The organism is Streptomyces sp. NPDC042259 (assembly GCF_055582085.1).
In genome coordinates this window covers 17,937-33,070 of record NZ_JBVJDW010000017.1, presented here as the reverse complement: position 1 = coordinate 33,070, position 15,134 = coordinate 17,937, and the positions used below count along the sequence as shown (strand labels likewise).

The following is a 15,134-nucleotide window of genomic DNA, read 5'->3' as shown; positions in this document are numbered from 1 at the left end:
GTTTGCGGTGGACATACAGGTTCTCCGTCGCTGGAGCGCTTCTGGTGTGGGCTGGGTCATGCACCGAGGGTGACCGGGCCGAGGCCGGAGGGCAGCGCGCGTACGGCCGCTGCCACGGCCTCGCGCGCTGTGGCGAACCGGCCGAGGTCGCCGGTGAAGTCCCGGCCCACCACATACGTGCCGTCGCTGTTCGCGATCAGGCACGGACCGACAACGGTCAGGCACGGGCGGGTGGTGCTCGAGAAACGCAGCGCCCAGTGGCTCGTGAACGGGTAGAGGGCGCGCAGCGCCGCTTCGGCGTGCGCCGCCTCGATCAGGGCCTGGTACGAGTCCTTCCAGACGTACTCCAGTTCGCCCGCCTCGAGGCGCATGCTCTGCCACTCAGATTTCGCCAAGCGCGCTGGATCGTGGTCGGGTACCTCGAACCGGCCGGTCAGGTGCACGAACGGTACCGCTTGACGGATGCCAGCCAGCGACGTTCCGTCGTGCCACGCCCGGGCGGCCTTGGCGAGCTCCGCCAGGTCGTCCGTGCTGCCCTCGACGAGGGGCATGCCCTGGAACGCTTCCGCGCCGCGGATCGACCACCGCCGTTCGTGTGACCGTGCGTTGATCTCCAGCGGCCCGCGGTGAGGAAGGGTGCTGCCAGCGGTCGCGCGGAGCAGTGGAGTGGAGTCCGGGGAGGTGACGGGGACGGCGCCGAGGCAGCCGTCCGCCTCGGCCCGGAGCGCTGTGGCGAGGCTGCCGCAGGCCGCGACCTCGGGGTACAGGACGGAGGGATCAGTATGTGTGGGCACGGCTCCGAGTGTGCCCGGGCCGCCGGCTCCCGGGGCGGGCGGCCCCGGCGCTATTCGTTGCTCATCCGGATGTGCGTGCCGTACTCATTGGGCTCGTAGGTGCCTTCTCGGCCTGGTGCAACCGCCGGATCTCGGCCCAGTCCTCCACGCTCACCCATCTTCCCGGTCTGGTTCAACGACCAGCCCGCCGGAGGGGCCGGAGCTCGCCGTCGACGACGATCAGGAGCTGGACCTCGAGGGCCTGGCTCGCGAGCACGGCGTCAGCCGCAGCGCCATTCAATTGCGTGTTGTCGCTGGTCGGGGCTACGCAGGGCTTCCGCTGGCGGTACGTGCCGCAGAGGTGGGTCACCGTGTCGTCGGCTACGACGTGGACCCGCACCGCAAACCTCGCGATCGAGCGTGCCTACTTCGCCTTTCTCGACAGCGACGCATGTGGCTCCCGGAGAAGACCGAGAAACAGCTCGCCTTCGCTGCCCAGGGCGGCTGGTCGAAACGCTGCAGCCGCCGTCCGGTAACGTGCGTTTCTTCGGGCACCGTTGGGGCCTGGAGACTAAAAGGTGAATGCCGATGGCGCTTGGCGAACTGCCTGTCGTGTGGAGCTTGCCCCTTGAGGATGCCCGAGCTGGATGGCGGGCTCTGTGGTGGAGCGTCGGGCCGAGTAGCGAACTCGCGGTGATGCTGGTCCAGAAACGACACCTGAGCCCTTCCCCGTACATCAAGGGATGGGTCGGATGGAGCGTGACGGCTCCGTGCAACGGCGTACTGGTCGTGATCTCGGGCGGGACGGAACACCGCACCCCCGTAACCGGCATAGCCGCGTGGACCAGCCACCTGGCCCTGCTCTCGGGAGCGCGGTTCCTGCTGGCACCAGGGCGTGTAGGCCGGGACCGGAACGGGATCTGGGAAAGGAACGCGGCGGTGAACTCCCCCGGGGGACACCCGGTGAGTCACTTCTGCATCGGCGACGACATCGACTACATCGTCACCGACCGCGACGACGGCATCTGGACCTCGTACGGCGATGAGGGCATCTATGGAGACCACCCGGAGACCAGTGCCGGCCTGGCCCGCTGGGACACCGACGGCATCCACACCTGGAGCCCTCAAGGACGGCTCCCCGTATGGCCCCTCGGCGGAAGCGCGGGGGCCACCGAGGACGCCGTGGTCTGGCTCGCCTGGTACAGCCACAAGGGTGCCTTCCTGTCCCGAGTCGATCCCGCCACCGGTGGCATCAGCAGCTACCGCAACCCCTTGAAGGACACCGACGGCATCGCCGTCCGCGGTACCCGAATGCTCCTCACCCACCGGTTCCACAACAGCCCCGGCGTCGAGCTGAGCCGCGCGGAGCTCGTCGACGATGCCTGGGTGATCACCGCCCAGGAAAGGCTGCGGCTACCCGGTCCGGTTGTCATGCGCTGCGCCCAAGGCCGCGACGGCATCCTCTGGCTCCGCGCCGGCGACACCTGGATACGGATCGAAGCCTGAGCCAGCAAGGCTCCCCCGTCTAGGGCCTGTTGTGGAAATGGCAGTTGGTGCATCGGTAGTACGGGAGATTCAGGTCTTGGATGGGAGCTTTCGACGGCGGCGTCAGACGAACCGCTGGGCGCGCTTTGCCGAGGTCAGCGTGCGCGTGGTCCCGGCGACGAGTGCTGGGGTCGTGGTTCGTGCGGATGTACTCCGCTGGAATCACCCGGCAGCCGTTGATGGCGCGGGAGACACTGGTGCCGAGGCGGAAGCACGCGATGGCGCCTGGTACGCGCTGAGGGAACTGCCTACCGGCGTCCGCAGCCTACTGGTGGAGGTCACCGGGATCGCCATCGCTCCTACAGATACCGGTCCGGGCGACGTGAAGTTCGCTGCCGCCCACGCTGTCTGGCAAGCGTTAGGGCACCTGCCGTCCCGTCCGCCGTTCACGGGTGAGGACGGGAACCCGTTGTTTCCGGCGGAGGAGACTCCTGATCAAAACCTGTGATGATCTCGGGGTGGGACGCGGAGACCTGACGAACGGACAGTGGGCCCGGCTGGAACCGTTGCTGCCGGTAGGCAAGAAGCCAGGGCGGCCTCAGGTCTGGCCCCGGCGGCAGTTGATAGACGACATACGGTGGCGAGCCCTCACTGGGCCTCCGTGGCGTGATCTGCCTGAATCGCTTCGGCCCATGGGACCGGGCCTGTGACCTGTTCCGGCGCTGGCAGCGGGACGGGACGTGGGCCAGGACCCTGACCCGGCTCCACACCGACGCGGACGCCGAGGGCCTGATCACCTGGGACGCCAACGTCGACTCCACAGTCTGCCATGCTCATCAGCACGCCGCCGAGGCGGCAAAAAGGAGGACCTCCAAAAAGGAGCCGCCCGGTGGGATCGCCGTCGAGCCGGCCGATCAAACCTGGGCACAGTCCTGCTCCCCCACCCCGTCACTGCGCCTTCAGCCGGACGAGATCCGCGACGCCGCCTGGGTCGCCCCGGCCGACCTTCCCGCCTACATGGGCCCCCTCCGCATCTCCCGTCTCCGGGCCGCCCTGGCGGCAGGGTCCGCGTTCTCTCGGCCAACCGCGCCGAGCTGGACGCGGACGCGGCGGCCCAGCCGGACGGTGGCGTCGTCGATGGTGCGCCTCCCCGTGTCCAGGGCGGAGATGTAGGTCTTGTCGTAGCCGAGCTGGTCGCCGAGGGCGGTCTGGTTCTGGCCGTGTACGTGGCGGTGGAAGGCGGCGACCGCGGTGGTGCCCTGCGCCGGGTCCGCGCGGCGCGTGCTGCCGAAGAGTGGCGGCACCGGCCGCCCGTAGGGTGGTCACCGATGTCAGCGGCCGGGTAGTTTGCGGGAGAACAGAGAGAAGAGTTCACATGGACTCCCGAGTCACCCGCATCCGGCGCAAGCTGGCCAAAGTCCCCTATGCCGCGGTTCGAAGCCACTCCTTCGGCGAGGAGAAGCACCGGTTCCGCCTCGATCCACCGCTGACCGAAGCCCTAGTGGCAAGGTTTGAGGCCGACCGTGGTGTCGAACTGCCTACCTCCTACCGCACCTTCCTGACCACCCTCGGCGGCAGTGGGGCATCCCCCTTCTACGGTCTCCTGCCGCTGAAGTCCTGCCGGCTGTACACGATGGATCCCCCGGGAGAGACCGGATCCCCTCGGGGATTCACTGCCGCGGGCCTCCCGCCTCACCGGGGCGATCTTTTTCTGCACATCATCGAGGCCGGGTGCACTGATCTGGTGCTCCTGGGGGTCACCGGTCCGCTGGGCGGCCGTGTCGTCACCGGAAACGCCGATGGCTTCTGGGGCCCCAACGTCTCCTCGGCCATTGACTTCCTGGCCTGGTACGAACGCTGGCTCGATCACATGCTCGACGGCCGCAACAACCGCGACCTGGAACTGACCTCACCCGCCTTGCGAGCGCCCGCCGACCGCATCCTCAGGCAGCACCGCGACCACACAGATCTCTCACAAACCTGAGAATCCGCAGTCAGCCACCCCTCCTCGCCGAACCATGCGGCCAGGCCGCGCCAGAGCAGGTAGCTGGATAGCGCACAGCGGTGCGTCCCGGGCCTCGAGCCTCGGGACGCACCGCTGTGCGGGGTGTGAGGGGCGGCTTCTGCCTATCGGTCAGCGTCCGCGGTAGCCCCAGGACTCGGCGTCGATGGTGCGGCCGTTGGCGTTGCGGAGGGTGGCGGTGTCACGGTAGTTGTCCCAGACGTAGGCGCGGCGGTTCTGGTAGACGTCGCGGACGGTGTCACGGCCGGTGCCGGTGTGGACGCGGACCTTGTGGTGGGGGGCCAGGCGCAGGTGGCCGAAGCGGTAGGTGTGCCGGTCGGCGTCCTTCAGGGTCCAGCCCTTCAGGTTCACCGCGTGGCGGCCGGTGTTGACGATGTCGACCCACTCGGCGTTGAGGCTCCAGTTGCTGCGGTCGTCCTTGCCGGGGCTGTCGTACTGGATCTTCCCGATCACGACCGGCGAGGTCGCTCGGCCCGGGCTGGCATGGGTGACCGCGGTCGCGGGGAGGACCGTTGTGGCGAGGACCGCGCCGCACGCGACGGCGGTAGCAGCAACACGGGCGATAGCAGCTGAAATCATAGCAAAACCTTGCTTTCGGGCACAGCCCAGCGGGCCGTGCCAGTTGATGAAGATCCCGGCGAAACGCCGAGAAACATCACTGTGCGCCACCTGACGCCCCAAGGTTGAAGGTTCCAGCACGTGTTACACGAGGCGGACATTCGCACCACCCGACGACGCCCCGCGCTCACGCCCCAGCGCACACCACCCGCCCTGCGCCGCTCCTGACGCCTCTGGCGCATCTCAGGGCGCATAGGTGGCTGATCTGCTGCTGGGTAACGTGAAGGGCTCTCATCCCGCCACGGGCAACACGGCCATCGGGCACTGCGCCGGCTGCCACCCTTCCGCCCAGGTATAAGCGGTGTACGACGGCGTGGTGCGCCGCACCAGTCGGCCATCGACGGGGCCGGGGCGGGTCGGGCACGGCTTCTCCGGTGTCAGGCCTCGTCCGTGGTGCCGATGCCAGAGGCTATGAGTTCGTAGATCCGCTGATGGTCGCCTCGGACCTCGTCCGGAATGGGCGTCCAGAGACTTCGGCGCCCCCTGCGGTGGGCCGGCCCTGCCGGTCAGCCGGTGATCGAGAAGAAGATGGAGCCGTCCTCTGCCCACCACCAGGAACCCTGGCGCTGATGCCATTCTGCGTACCAGCTGTCGAGAGCCTCGATCAGCTCCTCCAGCTCGTACCGCAGGTCGGTGTCGATCCGGTCCAGTACCGCGCGGTAAGCGTTGATCGCGGGCCCGGCCTTCGCCAGCGGCCAGCACCCGATCTCCGGTGAGCCCTCCAGCGGGCGGGGAATGTAGAAACCGATCTCCGAGGGCGGGCCGCTGAAAATGTACTGGCTGGGCAGCAGGTCCACCGACACGCCCGCGGCCTTCAACGCCTCGTCCAGAGACGCAAAGACGGTCGCTGGGCTCCGGTAGGTCGCCAGGGTGGAGGGGTCGCTCGCGTTGTGGTCGATGATGACCTGGAGAGCCGTGAAGTAGGCGCTGCCGGCGTACTCGGCGGTGGAGTCTGCCCGACCGGCGATCAGTTCCTCCAGGGCGTCCTGCACCGACAGCCCCCAGTCCACGCCCTGGGCATCGAGGTCGTCCTGATGCGCCCGCGCGTCCTCCCTCATGCCGCCCAGGCGCAGTTTTTCGTCGTCGGTCAGGTCCCGTGCGGGGAGGAATCGCGCGACCGCACCGCGGTTCGCCATGCTGTAATTCACTATCTTGCTCATGTGATCAGGCTGCCAAAGGGCACTGACATTCACGGCGTCCCCGACCGTCTCACAGACGATTCCGGGGTGGGAGGGGTGCGCCGGACGACGAAGCCCGGCGGGCTGTTCGAGTGGTGGTGGCCGTGCGGGTGCCGAGAGGATGCCTACTCACAGCCCGCCCCCGTGAGACTCTGGTGGGACCGGGGGCGTCTCAGCGCCGCGCCGGCCGTTACCGCGAGCGGGCTACCGCAGGGGGCGGAGGTCTCCGTAGCTTTCGCCGAGAAAGCAACCCGAAGCCGCTGTTGAGGTCCTGAACTGGTGGTTCTCACGCGTGCGCGTTGCCGATCCTGCCTGGGCTGGTTGGGCCGGTGAGGTTCTCGGTGCGAGGGAGCGCGGGGTGGCGACGCGGGTGTTCTCCGATGAGGAGTTGGAGGGCCTGCAGTCGTTCCCGGCGATCGGCAAGGGCGAGCTGATCCGCTACTTCACCCTCACCCCGGCGATGAGGCGTTCTTGCCGAAGTTCCGGCGTCCGGTGAACGTGCTCGGTGCGGCGGTGCAGTTGTCCACGCTGCCATGGCCTCCCCGTGAGGGCCGCTGTCCGTCGCGGCGACCCCCGCTTCCTGAGCGCGATCCCCGACCTGGCCGCCGCGCTCGCCGCGGCCGACGACGACGGCCGCGACGTGTTCGAGCACATCCCCACCGAGTGGAAGGAGACCCGCACATGGGCCGGCCACCTGCTCCCCCGGCGAAGCCGTCGCCGTCCTCACCGGACACACCGGCGAGCCCACCGCGATCCAGGTCCTGAGCGACCGGCGCGGCTCCCGGCCCTGGAAGATCCAGGGCACCAAGCGTGCCGTCGCGCTGAAGGCCAACAGTCCCGACGGTGACGACGCCCGCGACAAGGCCGCCGGGTTGGTCAGGAGGGCGACCACCTCCTTCGCCTCACCGCCGTTGGCGCCCTCAGCCCCGACTACCGGGTGAGCGCTGGGACATGGGACGGTGGCCGGTGGTTGGCCGTCGGCCGTGGCGCTTCCTCGAGTTCGAGGGCGCCATCACCGCGGGCCTGGCCCCCGACCCCGCCGACTGGCCCACCGCGAAGGAGCTGACCGCCGCATGGTGACCCTGCGCGTCCTGGCCCTCGACGACGCTCCCGCGCTCACCCGCGTCTACAGCGGGGCCTCCATCCGGCACACCACCGGCAGGCCCCTCACTCTCGACCAGGCCCATGAAAAGATCCGCAAGGCCCTCGCCCGAGCTGCCGAAACTCCGCGCGTGCAGTGGAGCTGGGGCATCGTCGCCGAGGACGAGCTGGTCGGCCTGATTTCGCTGCGGCGACGAACGCCGTCCATGGGCACCATCAGCTACATCCTCCGGGAAGACAGCTGGGGCAACGGCTACGCCACCCAGGCCGCCACCCAGGTCGTCTACGTCGCATTCACCACCGCCGGCCTCAACCAGCTGGAGGCCATGCATCACCCCGACAATCCCGCCTCCGGCCGCGTCCTGGTCAAAGCAGGGTTCACCCACGTCGGCACGGCCGACCGACACACCAACGACGGAACCGTCCCCTACGAGCTGTACGCGCTGGAGAGGGGTGCCTGACATGAAGCTCAACGACCTCGGCCCGCTGATGGCCCTCCGCCGGGACGGGGGCCTCAGCTTCGGCTTCGACCGCTTCCGCGCCAACCCGGCACTGGCGTTGCCCTGCACTGGCCGGACGACGTCCTGCGGGACTTCCTCCTCGACCACGGCGACAACGGCCACTTCGTGGACGACTACGGAGACGTCGATCTGTGCGCCATCACCCGGGAGCTGGAGGCGATCCCAGCCGCGGCCTTCCGCACCATGACGACCGGCGAGAGCGACGCCGGCTGCATCGAGAGCTACGACGCCGACCCGGTGTCGGCTGACCGAGGCCGCGCACGGCACCGTGGGGACCAGCGACACCGCCTGATCGTGCTCCGAGGCAACAGCGCCTCGGGCAAGTCCTCCCTCACGGCCGGCCTGCGCGAGAAGTCCGGCCGCAACCTCGCCATCGTCGCCCAGGACAACCTCCGCCGCATCGTGCTGGGCGGTCGTAGGGGTCGTGCCCGGCGGTCGGGAGGCCCGGCGCGAGGGTGGTTGTGGGGTGGTTTACCAGGTGATGACGGCGTAGCCGGGGCGTCCGGGGTATGCCTTGGTGGCGGTGTCCGGGTTCTCCCTTGTCGCCGGCGGAGCGGTCGTGGCTGCGGCCGCCGTGGCCTCCGCTGCCGCCTGGGCGGCCGAGGCTGCCGGTCGCGGTGCCTGCGGGAAGGGGCTGGCCGTCGGGGAGGGTCTGCTGCCGTGGCTTGCCGCCGAGCCCGGGCCGGAGGCCGTCGCGGGTCGCGCAGCGGTCACCTCCGTCAGGGCCGGTGTTCTTCCCTCCGCCTCGGCCGGCCCATGACAACCGGTCAACCCGTCGCTCACATCGGCGACATGTGTGTGCGCGGCGCCGCCAGAAAGGACTAGGGTCTCGGCCCATGGCCTCAGCAGTGCCGCCACGGCTCCCCAATACCCTCGGCTACCCCGAGGTCCCGGGGTGCCAGGGCCAGCAGCGCCTGGAGTCCCAGCTCATGGAAGGGCTGAGGAGCGGCGAGGAGCACGTAGATCTGGCCCGGATCTCCGCGGTCCATCTCGGAACGACCTGTCTGCACCTGGCCCCCGATCCCCTCGGCTTCGCCTTGGTGATGGCGCTGCTCCTTCCAGCTGTCCATTGGGTGCCGGGCCAGGCGCCGTATGTGACGGGGGCCGCTGGCCTGCGGCTGGTCGGCGTCTAGGAGAGCCGGGTCGTCTTAGGGATGTGGGACGGGCACGGCCGCCTCGTCCTGCACACCGGTGCCGAGGGGCTGACCGCCTGGCGGGAATGGGAGGAGGAACAGCAGGCCGATTACCAGCAGGACGGCGAGTCCCGGCTCTCCCTCCGTCGGCTGGAGCACCTTCACCCGCTGGAACACGCCGAACTCACCAGGACCGCGGATCTCCTGGACAGTGTGGGCAGTTGGACACTGCGCCACCACCTGGCCGACCAGCCCCCGCTCGCCCCCGACCATTGCGCCCATACCCGGCTGCTGCTCCCCTTTCCCTGCCGCCGGCCGGACCCCCGCCCACCGCGGTCCACGCGGCGCGGCCCCCAGCAGGCACAGGAACCCGTCCCGCCGACGCTGCTGGCCCACGCCGGGCTGGCCGACCCGCGGCCGGCCGACCTCGGCGAGGCCCTCGCCCGCCAGCTCGCCGCCCTCATCACCACCGGCCGCATCCACACCGGCGACGTCCTCACCGACCCCATCGGCATCGTCACCCAGATCGGCGGACGCAACGCCGCCGCCCGCTGGACACAACAGATCATCGGGTACGTCGCCAACCGCTACGGCCTGCTGCGCTACCGGCCGCTGCGCCCCGGGGACCCGGCGCCGCCACGGCAGGCCAGAACGCACGTGTGGGCCGTGAGTGAAGCGGCGGCCGCCATGGCGAGTGCAATGCGTGACGAAGCCCTCGGAACGGGTGCCGAGTAGGCGACGCTTCTCCTCCGGGGACGAGCGGGGCCCGCCGACCGCAGCGAACGGACAGGGCCGACACGCAGTACGGCCGGGCCACGTAGGGCGTGCGTGCGACAGCGTGGGCACCGGGCCGAACAGCGGTCCTAGCCGGAGGCCGAGGTCGGTGTCGGGTGCCGGGCCCGCCGGTGGGGCGATGGGGCGGGCCCGGGCTGAGCGGCCCGGCGGAGAGGTTATCCGGCGCTGGCGGGCAGCAGCTGGGCGCGGGTATAGGTGGAAGGGCTGGTCCTTGGGAGCGGTGCGGACCAGATGGAACAGGCCGACAGGCGGTTCGAGCTGGCTGGTGGTGAGCAGGCGCTGGGGCACGAGGGTGTGGAGAGCGTCGGGGTCGTCTTCGTCGCCGTCGGTGCTCGAAGTCAGCGGACTGTATGGAGCGCTGGGAGGACTACGACCGCAAGGTGCAGCTTCTGAACGCCGGGCAAGCTCCCTTAGCTTGAAGCCGCGCGCGGCCGGTGCATGGGCGCTTCCCGCGCCAGAAGACTCCAGGCACCTGGGCAGCCCCCTCACCTTCCGGGCAGGACCGCTACCAGGCGACGAAGGCCAGCCGGGGACCAGGGCGGCTCGTAACGGGGCTTGTAGGGAACCTTGTCGAAAACCCGGTAGCCGGGCAGCCGAGCCGGTTCGTCAAACCCGCAGGTCGGGCAGCTTGCAAAAACTGCGCTTGATGGGTCGAGCGCGGACTTGCAGGGGGTGCTGACCGACGAGTGACAGGGTAGCGGATCCCGGGTTGCGAGGTCCTCCCCTGGCGGCCAGCGTGTGCCGGGGCGGGCTGTGACCTGGCGCTTTGCGGTGGCGGACACTGGGAGAGAGCCCTGGCATCGAGGAAAGGGGGAGGGTAATTGTCCGTTTCGGTTGTTCGGTGGAAGCTTGAGCGGGTGTCGAGCGCCGCTGAGCGGTTTCGCCGTCGCCGGGCTCACGCCTGGTGGCTCGGCGTGACAGCGCCGTATCGCTCGGGGTATCCCACCAGGGGTATCCAGGCAGGGGATGTCCGCCACCAGGTCTCCGGGCAGCGCGGGGTCCGCGCGCCGGGCGGCGCTCGCAACAGGAGGCCGGGAACAACCCCGGCCTGACCTGCGAAAACATCGGCCTGTCCCCCGAGACGGACCCGGCCTGGCACCAGCCCAAGGCCAGCGCCCCCGGACTTCAGCGCCGGTCCTCACCACCTGCTGTGAGGACCTCCGACATCGAGCCGACCGCGCGGGCGAGTTCCTGGCACCACACCAACGCGGCCCACGGGTCCTTCTCCGCCTCCGGGGCGCCATAGTCGATCACGCGGCGGACATACAGCAGCCCATAACTCACCAGCTGCGGACATCCGGCGCCGAGCGTCCGGTGGCGGGAGTCGTTCCAGGTCTTCGTCAGCGGCAGCAGCCGCTCGGCATGCGCGGTCAAGCGATGCTTCAGTCCCGCTACCTCCTGCACGCTCGGCGCGACCTCGCCCGGACGGACCGCCAGGGCCGCAGCCACCGTCGAGCGCACGCTCTCCACTTCGTTGCTGCTGAGAGTCGTCATCTCGCGCACGCTAGCGCCCGCCCCTCACCTATCCAGCGGTTTCCTCAAGCGTTCACCCGACCGCGACTACGAAGCGTCAACCCCACGTTGCAAAAACGTTGGCAGAGGAGCGTTTTCACCTTGCGGGGCCACGGCGGAGGCTTCAGCCCCATGACCGTCCAACTGCACCTGGTGTCCGCCGAGAACTCCGCCGGCGACCCCTCCGCCGCACTCGCCGCGGCCAAGGCGGTGGGACCCGGGAGCCTGCCGAGCACGGAGAGGCGGGCCCGCTACTACACCGACATCGCCACCGCCTCCGCCCGCTCGGGCCGCCGGGACGACTGCATCCGCGCACTCCTGGCCGCCGCACACCAACCCCCGAGGAAACTCACGCTCGCCCGGCGGTGAAGTCGCTGGTCTGCGGACTGCTGGGCTCCGGGAGAACGACCACCGAGCTACGCGCTCTCGCCGCTCGCGTTGGTGTCCTCGTCTGACGGTCCGCTCACCGTGCATGAGGGGTCATCATCGCCGTACGGTCCGAAGGGGCCTTCCTCGCCCGGCTTCGCGCCCAGGTGCGGGGCACCGTCCTTGGTCTGTGGCAGCCGGGGATCACCGTGCGCCAGCTTCGAGCTGGGCGGGTATGCGGCTGGCCCGCAGCTCGCGCAGGTCGGGAATGTGGTTGTAGACGGTGCCCCGGGGAGACGCCGAGCATCTTGGCGATCGCGGTGATGGAGTGCCCGGAGTTGGGCAGCAGGTCGCGGGCCATGTGCAGGATCTTTTCGTCGACCACGGTGGGCCGGCCGCCGACCTTGCCGCGGGCGCGGGCGGCGGCCAGAGCCTCGCGGGTGCCTGAAGTGGAGACCACGCATGGCGAAGGGGCGGTGCCGCTGCCCTCGACGCGGACCCTCTACAAGCTGATCGACGCGCTGTCGACGGGGCGGCACACCTTCGGGTCGGCCCTCACGCGGCGACAGACGGCCAACCGGCCGACGGGTCCGTTCACCCCGACGTTCGCGGACCGCCCGGGCGAGCAGGTGCGGAGCGACTCCACCCCGCTGGATGTGATCGTGTTCCGGACTCGGGGTGACCGCGCGGGCTGATTTGACGATCGCGGTCGGTATCGCCTCCCGCACGATCGCGTTTTCCTGTGAGGGGGCGTTACCGATCAGATGATCAGCTCGTTAGCGTGCAAGGGGGTGCTCCCAGCGCACGGTCCGGTGGCTCTTCCGGGCTCTTGCAGGCGTGCGCTTCTTTCACGACATGACGACTGGAGTGTGCGCGTGCGGCGATCATCCATTAGCGGCAGGTGCCTGAAGGTGGCTGGAATCTCGGTTGCTGTTGCGGCGGTGATGGCGGTGGCACCGGCGCCGGGTCATGCGGCCGCGAGTCATGGCTACAAGGTCTTCACCGAGGAGAGGAGTGAGTGGTACCCGCCTGACGGAGTGGAGAGCGTCACCGTCTATCTGTGGACCGCCGGCGGGGGCGGAGGCGGAGGCGGGGGCGCCGGAGGCGGTGGTGGCGGAGAGGGCTCGAGTGGCAGCCCGACAGGCAACAACCGCGGTGGAGGCAAGGGGGCCAGAGGCGCGAGCGGCTCAGGCGGTGCGGGCGGCGGTGCCGGTTCTCTCTTCTCGTGCCCCATCCAGCTGGACCCCTCCCGTTCTCCGGTGCTGTGGATTTCCAACGGACCGGGCGGTAGCGGCGGTCCGCAGGGCAGGGGCGGCACAGGCGGGAAGGCCGGTACCAACCTTTTCGCCGGCAACGGCTCTGCGGGAACACGCGGTACACCGGGCCCCATCGCCGCAAGCGGTGGCGAGTCCCGTATCGAGGTGGACCACACCGAGGACCGGGAGGCCTCGGGATGGTACAAAGCGGTCAACGGCGGGACAGGTGGGGGCGGGGGCCTGGCCGGTGACGGGGGAAGAGGCGGCGACGAGACGGTCCGCGACCCCGCGGATACGCCTTCCAAGGGCGCGCAGTGGTCGGTCGGGCAGCCCGGGACGAGCCGTACCGCGATCTGCAGGCTCCTGAAGGCAGGTACGGCCGGACACCCCGGTAAGGCCGGGACCTATTACGGCGGCCAAGGCGGTGAGGGAGGAACTCTGACCGGTGCCGCCATCACCCTGCCCGGTGGTGCCCGGTACGCGCCCCCCGCCGGAACCGGCAACGGTGGCCACGGCGGACAAGGAGGCTTCCCGGGACACGGAGGCGCAGGAGGTGTCTCCGGCAACGGCAGCCACCCCGGCGGGAACGGACAAGACGGCGCCCCCGGCTCGCCTGGCCGACCCGGCATGGCCGTTGTCACCTGGTAGCCCGCACCACCCCCAGGCAGCCAGGTGACAGCTGTTCCGGTCCCACGTGCGCCCGTACGGCGATGTGAACCTCGACATGGGAACCCGCCGCGACCTCGTCGCGGCCACCGTTCCCGGGCCGCAGACAGCGCCGCTGCCCGATCCTCCATGGAGAACGACCCTGCCCCACTACAGGCCCGGGGCCGCGTACGCCGTCCGGAGGCATGGCACGGGCAGCAGCCGCTCGGCTTCCTGGCCTCCGGATGACCGGCCCGCCGGGCGCGCGCGTATGCCGAGGTGGTCGGTGATGGCGGCGACCAGGCCCGGCCGCTGGCGGGCAAGGGCGGTTGACCAGGTGGCAGATCCGCAGGGGCGAGGAGGCTTGGAAAGCCGGCAGTTCGGCTGTCGCGCAGGCGGTCAACTCGCCCGGCAGCAGGTTGGTCCATGCGGGTGGGAGTCACCGGGAAGACCGATGGTTCCCAGTGCTCGGCCAGTGTGGGCCGCAGCGAGAGGGGGGCTGAGCGCTCGGGCGTAGGTCTGCAGGTCAGGCCGTTCGAGGCCGCAGGGCAGTGGGTGGTCAGATCGCTGGGGCGGATGATCACGCGCGGCCGTCCTGCTCGTTTAGCCAGCGGCTTGCCAGTCGTATTGGACGGCGAATCTGTCCACCGCCCCCCGGCACCGCCCTGATGGCACTGGGGCGTGTGTTGCGGGGTCCGTAGGGGGACGGTGTCTCGGGCGTGCAAGTCCGAGCGGCAGCTGTGCGCGAGGTGTCCTTCAAAGCCAAGGGCCGCGCGAAATCGCGGGCCGGAAGGGCCCGCACGCTGCTGCCGGCCGCCGCGCGCCTTCCCATACCCTTCACGCGCCGCCCGGTGCGGAGTTGTGGGCCGGCGGCGAGGTGCCGTGCACTGGAGATGTCCGCGGAAAGGGAGGGCGGGGAAGCACCCGCCGCCACGGTGAGGGTGGACCGTATCGCCGGTTGCGGCACAGGTCGTGCGCGGGGAGGGTCTGTGAGTGGTGGCCGCACACGGCACGTCTCCCGTGTGGTGGGGCGGCTGCTGGCCGAGCAGGTCCGCGTCCGCCGGGCGAAACCGGGGGAAGGCGCCGAGGGCCAGGCGCGGGCCGTCCGGGAGGCGCTGCAGGAGCTGGGCCCGTTCTACATCAAGGTGGGGCAGATGCTCTCCACCCGGCCGGACTTCGTACCGCGGGCCGTGCTGGAGGAGCTGGGCCAGCTGCACGACCAGGTCACCCCCGCGTCCTTCGCCACGTTCGAGCCGGTGCTCGCGGCGGAGCTCGGACCGCGGTGGCGGCGGCTGTTCCGGGAGATCGACACCTCGGCGCCGTTGGGCGCCGCCTCGCTGGCACAGGTCTACCGGGCGCGGCTGGCCGACGGGGCGCTCGCCGCGGTCAAGATCCAACGTCCGGGCGTGGAACAGGTGATGGCCGAGGACATCCGGCTGCTGCGGCGGGCCGCCCGCCTCCTGGCGCGGGCCGCTCCCCGGTTCACGGCCGTGGTGGACGGACGCGGCGGTCACCCCCCCCCCGGTCGTCAACCTCGGTCTGCCCGGCGCGTTCGTCGAACACGGTGCGCGCTCGGTGCTGCTGGCGCAGGCCGGTCTGGACGCGGACGGCGTCATCGCCGCCATCCTGCGGGCCCGCGCGGATCTGACCACCTACGACGTGACTCCCCTCGTCAAACCGAGCAACGGAATGAGGCGGCCGCGATGACCACCCACCTCGGGATGCCCG

Annotated in this window: 16 protein-coding genes and 2 pseudogenes; 13 read left to right on the top strand and 5 right to left on the bottom strand. The window is 70.1% G+C overall.

Features of this window, described 5'->3' with window-relative positions; translation table 11 throughout:
- Window positions 1–56 precede the first annotated feature (56 nt).
- On the bottom strand, window positions 57–794 hold the full coding sequence (locus ACZ6MA_RS31500) for a DUF6193 family natural product biosynthesis protein (protein ID WP_469438034.1): 738 nt from the start codon (window positions 792–794) through the stop codon (window positions 57–59).
- Window positions 795–1,712: 918 nt separating this feature from the next.
- On the opposite strand from ACZ6MA_RS31500, the gene ACZ6MA_RS31495 reads away from it, so the two are divergent.
- Both ACZ6MA_RS31495 and ACZ6MA_RS31490 read left to right on the top strand, forming a co-directional pair.
- The gene (locus ACZ6MA_RS31495; protein ID WP_469438032.1) at window positions 1,713–2,279 is read left to right on the top strand and encodes a hypothetical protein; all 567 of its coding nucleotides are present in this window, start codon (window positions 1,713–1,715) and stop codon (window positions 2,277–2,279) included.
- Between the two features lie 431 nt (window positions 2,280–2,710).
- Window positions 2,711–2,968, top strand: coding sequence for a transposase (locus tag ACZ6MA_RS31490; RefSeq protein ID WP_469438030.1), 258 nt, complete (start codon window positions 2,711–2,713; stop codon window positions 2,966–2,968).
- A 303-nt stretch (window positions 2,969–3,271) separates the two neighbouring features.
- Here the strand turns inward: ACZ6MA_RS31490 and ACZ6MA_RS31485 are convergent, their stop codons facing one another.
- On the bottom strand, window positions 3,272–3,562 hold the full coding sequence (locus ACZ6MA_RS31485) for a hypothetical protein (RefSeq protein ID WP_469438028.1): 291 nt from the start codon (window positions 3,560–3,562) through the stop codon (window positions 3,272–3,274).
- A gap of 71 nt (window positions 3,563–3,633) precedes the next feature.
- On the opposite strand from ACZ6MA_RS31485, the gene ACZ6MA_RS31480 reads away from it, so the two are divergent.
- On the top strand, window positions 3,634–4,242 hold the full coding sequence (locus ACZ6MA_RS31480) for an SMI1/KNR4 family protein (protein ID WP_469438026.1): 609 nt from the start codon (window positions 3,634–3,636) through the stop codon (window positions 4,240–4,242).
- A 150-nt stretch (window positions 4,243–4,392) separates the two neighbouring features.
- Here ACZ6MA_RS31480 and ACZ6MA_RS31475 read toward each other — a convergent pair whose 3' ends face one another.
- Together ACZ6MA_RS31475 and ACZ6MA_RS31470 are read right to left on the bottom strand one after the other, a co-directional pair.
- Entirely contained in the window at window positions 4,393–4,857 is a 465-nt protein-coding gene (locus ACZ6MA_RS31475) for a lamin tail domain-containing protein (protein WP_469438141.1), read from the bottom strand.
- Between the two features lie 548 nt (window positions 4,858–5,405).
- Window positions 5,406–6,059 carry a DUF7691 family protein gene (locus ACZ6MA_RS31470; protein ID WP_469438024.1) on the bottom strand — a complete coding sequence of 218 codons (654 nt, stop codon included), beginning with the start codon at window positions 6,057–6,059 and terminating at the stop codon, window positions 5,406–5,408.
- A gap of 376 nt (window positions 6,060–6,435) precedes the next feature.
- Between ACZ6MA_RS31470 and ACZ6MA_RS31465 the strand changes: the two genes are divergently transcribed.
- From ACZ6MA_RS31465 to ACZ6MA_RS31440, 6 genes and pseudogenes are all read left to right on the top strand, one after another.
- On the top strand, window positions 6,436–6,573 hold the full coding sequence (locus ACZ6MA_RS31465; RefSeq protein WP_469438022.1) for a hypothetical protein: 138 nt from the start codon (window positions 6,436–6,438) through the stop codon (window positions 6,571–6,573).
- A 455-nt stretch (window positions 6,574–7,028) separates the two neighbouring features.
- Window positions 7,029–7,157, top strand: coding sequence for a hypothetical protein (locus ACZ6MA_RS31460; protein ID WP_469438020.1), 129 nt, complete (start codon window positions 7,029–7,031; stop codon window positions 7,155–7,157).
- On the top strand, window positions 7,151–7,639 hold the full coding sequence (locus ACZ6MA_RS31455) for a GNAT family N-acetyltransferase (protein ID WP_469438018.1): 489 nt from the start codon (window positions 7,151–7,153) through the stop codon (window positions 7,637–7,639). Before ACZ6MA_RS31460 ends, ACZ6MA_RS31455 begins: the two co-directional genes overlap by 7 nt.
- A gap of 304 nt (window positions 7,640–7,943) precedes the next feature.
- Window positions 7,944–8,116, top strand: a pseudogene (locus ACZ6MA_RS31450) (kinase); the annotation flags it as partial.
- Between the two features lie 419 nt (window positions 8,117–8,535).
- Complete coding sequence (locus ACZ6MA_RS31445; RefSeq protein WP_469438015.1) at window positions 8,536–8,832, top strand: hypothetical protein; 297 nt, start codon at window positions 8,536–8,538, stop codon at window positions 8,830–8,832.
- A 21-nt stretch (window positions 8,833–8,853) separates the two neighbouring features.
- Entirely contained in the window at window positions 8,854–9,567 is a 714-nt protein-coding gene (locus tag ACZ6MA_RS31440) for a hypothetical protein (RefSeq protein WP_469438014.1), read from the top strand.
- A 1,185-nt stretch (window positions 9,568–10,752) separates the two neighbouring features.
- Here the strand turns inward: ACZ6MA_RS31440 and ACZ6MA_RS31435 are convergent.
- Window positions 10,753–11,121 carry a hypothetical protein gene (locus ACZ6MA_RS31435; protein WP_469438013.1) on the bottom strand — a complete coding sequence of 123 codons (369 nt, stop codon included), beginning with the start codon at window positions 11,119–11,121 and terminating at the stop codon, window positions 10,753–10,755.
- 150 nt (window positions 11,122–11,271) lie between these two features.
- Here ACZ6MA_RS31435 and ACZ6MA_RS31430 point away from each other — a divergent pair, with 150 nt between their 5' ends.
- From ACZ6MA_RS31430 to ACZ6MA_RS31415, 4 genes and pseudogenes are all read left to right on the top strand, one after another.
- The gene (locus tag ACZ6MA_RS31430; RefSeq protein ID WP_469438011.1) at window positions 11,272–11,508 is read left to right on the top strand and encodes a hypothetical protein; all 237 of its coding nucleotides are present in this window, start codon (window positions 11,272–11,274) and stop codon (window positions 11,506–11,508) included.
- A gap of 446 nt (window positions 11,509–11,954) precedes the next feature.
- Complete coding sequence (locus tag ACZ6MA_RS31425) at window positions 11,955–12,200, top strand: hypothetical protein (protein WP_469438010.1); 246 nt, start codon at window positions 11,955–11,957, stop codon at window positions 12,198–12,200.
- Window positions 12,201–14,299: 2,099 nt separating this feature from the next.
- Window positions 14,300–14,833: pseudogene (locus tag ACZ6MA_RS31420) on the top strand (AarF/UbiB family protein); the annotation flags it as partial.
- 148 nt (window positions 14,834–14,981) lie between these two features.
- A complete protein-coding gene (locus ACZ6MA_RS31415; protein WP_469438009.1) occupies window positions 14,982–15,113 on the top strand; it encodes a hypothetical protein in 132 nt (43 codons plus the stop codon).
- The last annotated feature ends 21 nt before the right edge of the window (window positions 15,114–15,134 follow it).

Bases quoted from the DNA above. Each gene is read 5' to 3' on its own strand.
- ACZ6MA_RS31440 (WP_469438014.1), top strand. From the start codon at position 8,854: ATGTGGGACGGGCACGGCCGCCTCGTCCTGCACACCGGTGCCGAGGGG.
- ACZ6MA_RS31430 (WP_469438011.1), top strand. From the start codon at position 11,272: ATGACCGTCCAACTGCACCTGGTGTCCGCCGAGAACTCCGCCGGCGAC.
- ACZ6MA_RS31470 (WP_469438024.1), bottom strand. From the start codon at position 6,059: ATGAGCAAGATAGTGAATTACAGCATGGCGAACCGCGGTGCGGTCGCG.
- ACZ6MA_RS31455 (WP_469438018.1), top strand. From the start codon at position 7,151: ATGGTGACCCTGCGCGTCCTGGCCCTCGACGACGCTCCCGCGCTCACC.
- ACZ6MA_RS31460 (WP_469438020.1), top strand. From the start codon at position 7,029: ATGGGACGGTGGCCGGTGGTTGGCCGTCGGCCGTGGCGCTTCCTCGAG.
- ACZ6MA_RS31480 (WP_469438026.1), top strand. From the start codon at position 3,634: ATGGACTCCCGAGTCACCCGCATCCGGCGCAAGCTGGCCAAAGTCCCC.
- ACZ6MA_RS31435 (WP_469438013.1), bottom strand. From the start codon at position 11,121: ATGACGACTCTCAGCAGCAACGAAGTGGAGAGCGTGCGCTCGACGGTG.
- ACZ6MA_RS31445 (WP_469438015.1), top strand. From the start codon at position 8,536: ATGGCCTCAGCAGTGCCGCCACGGCTCCCCAATACCCTCGGCTACCCC.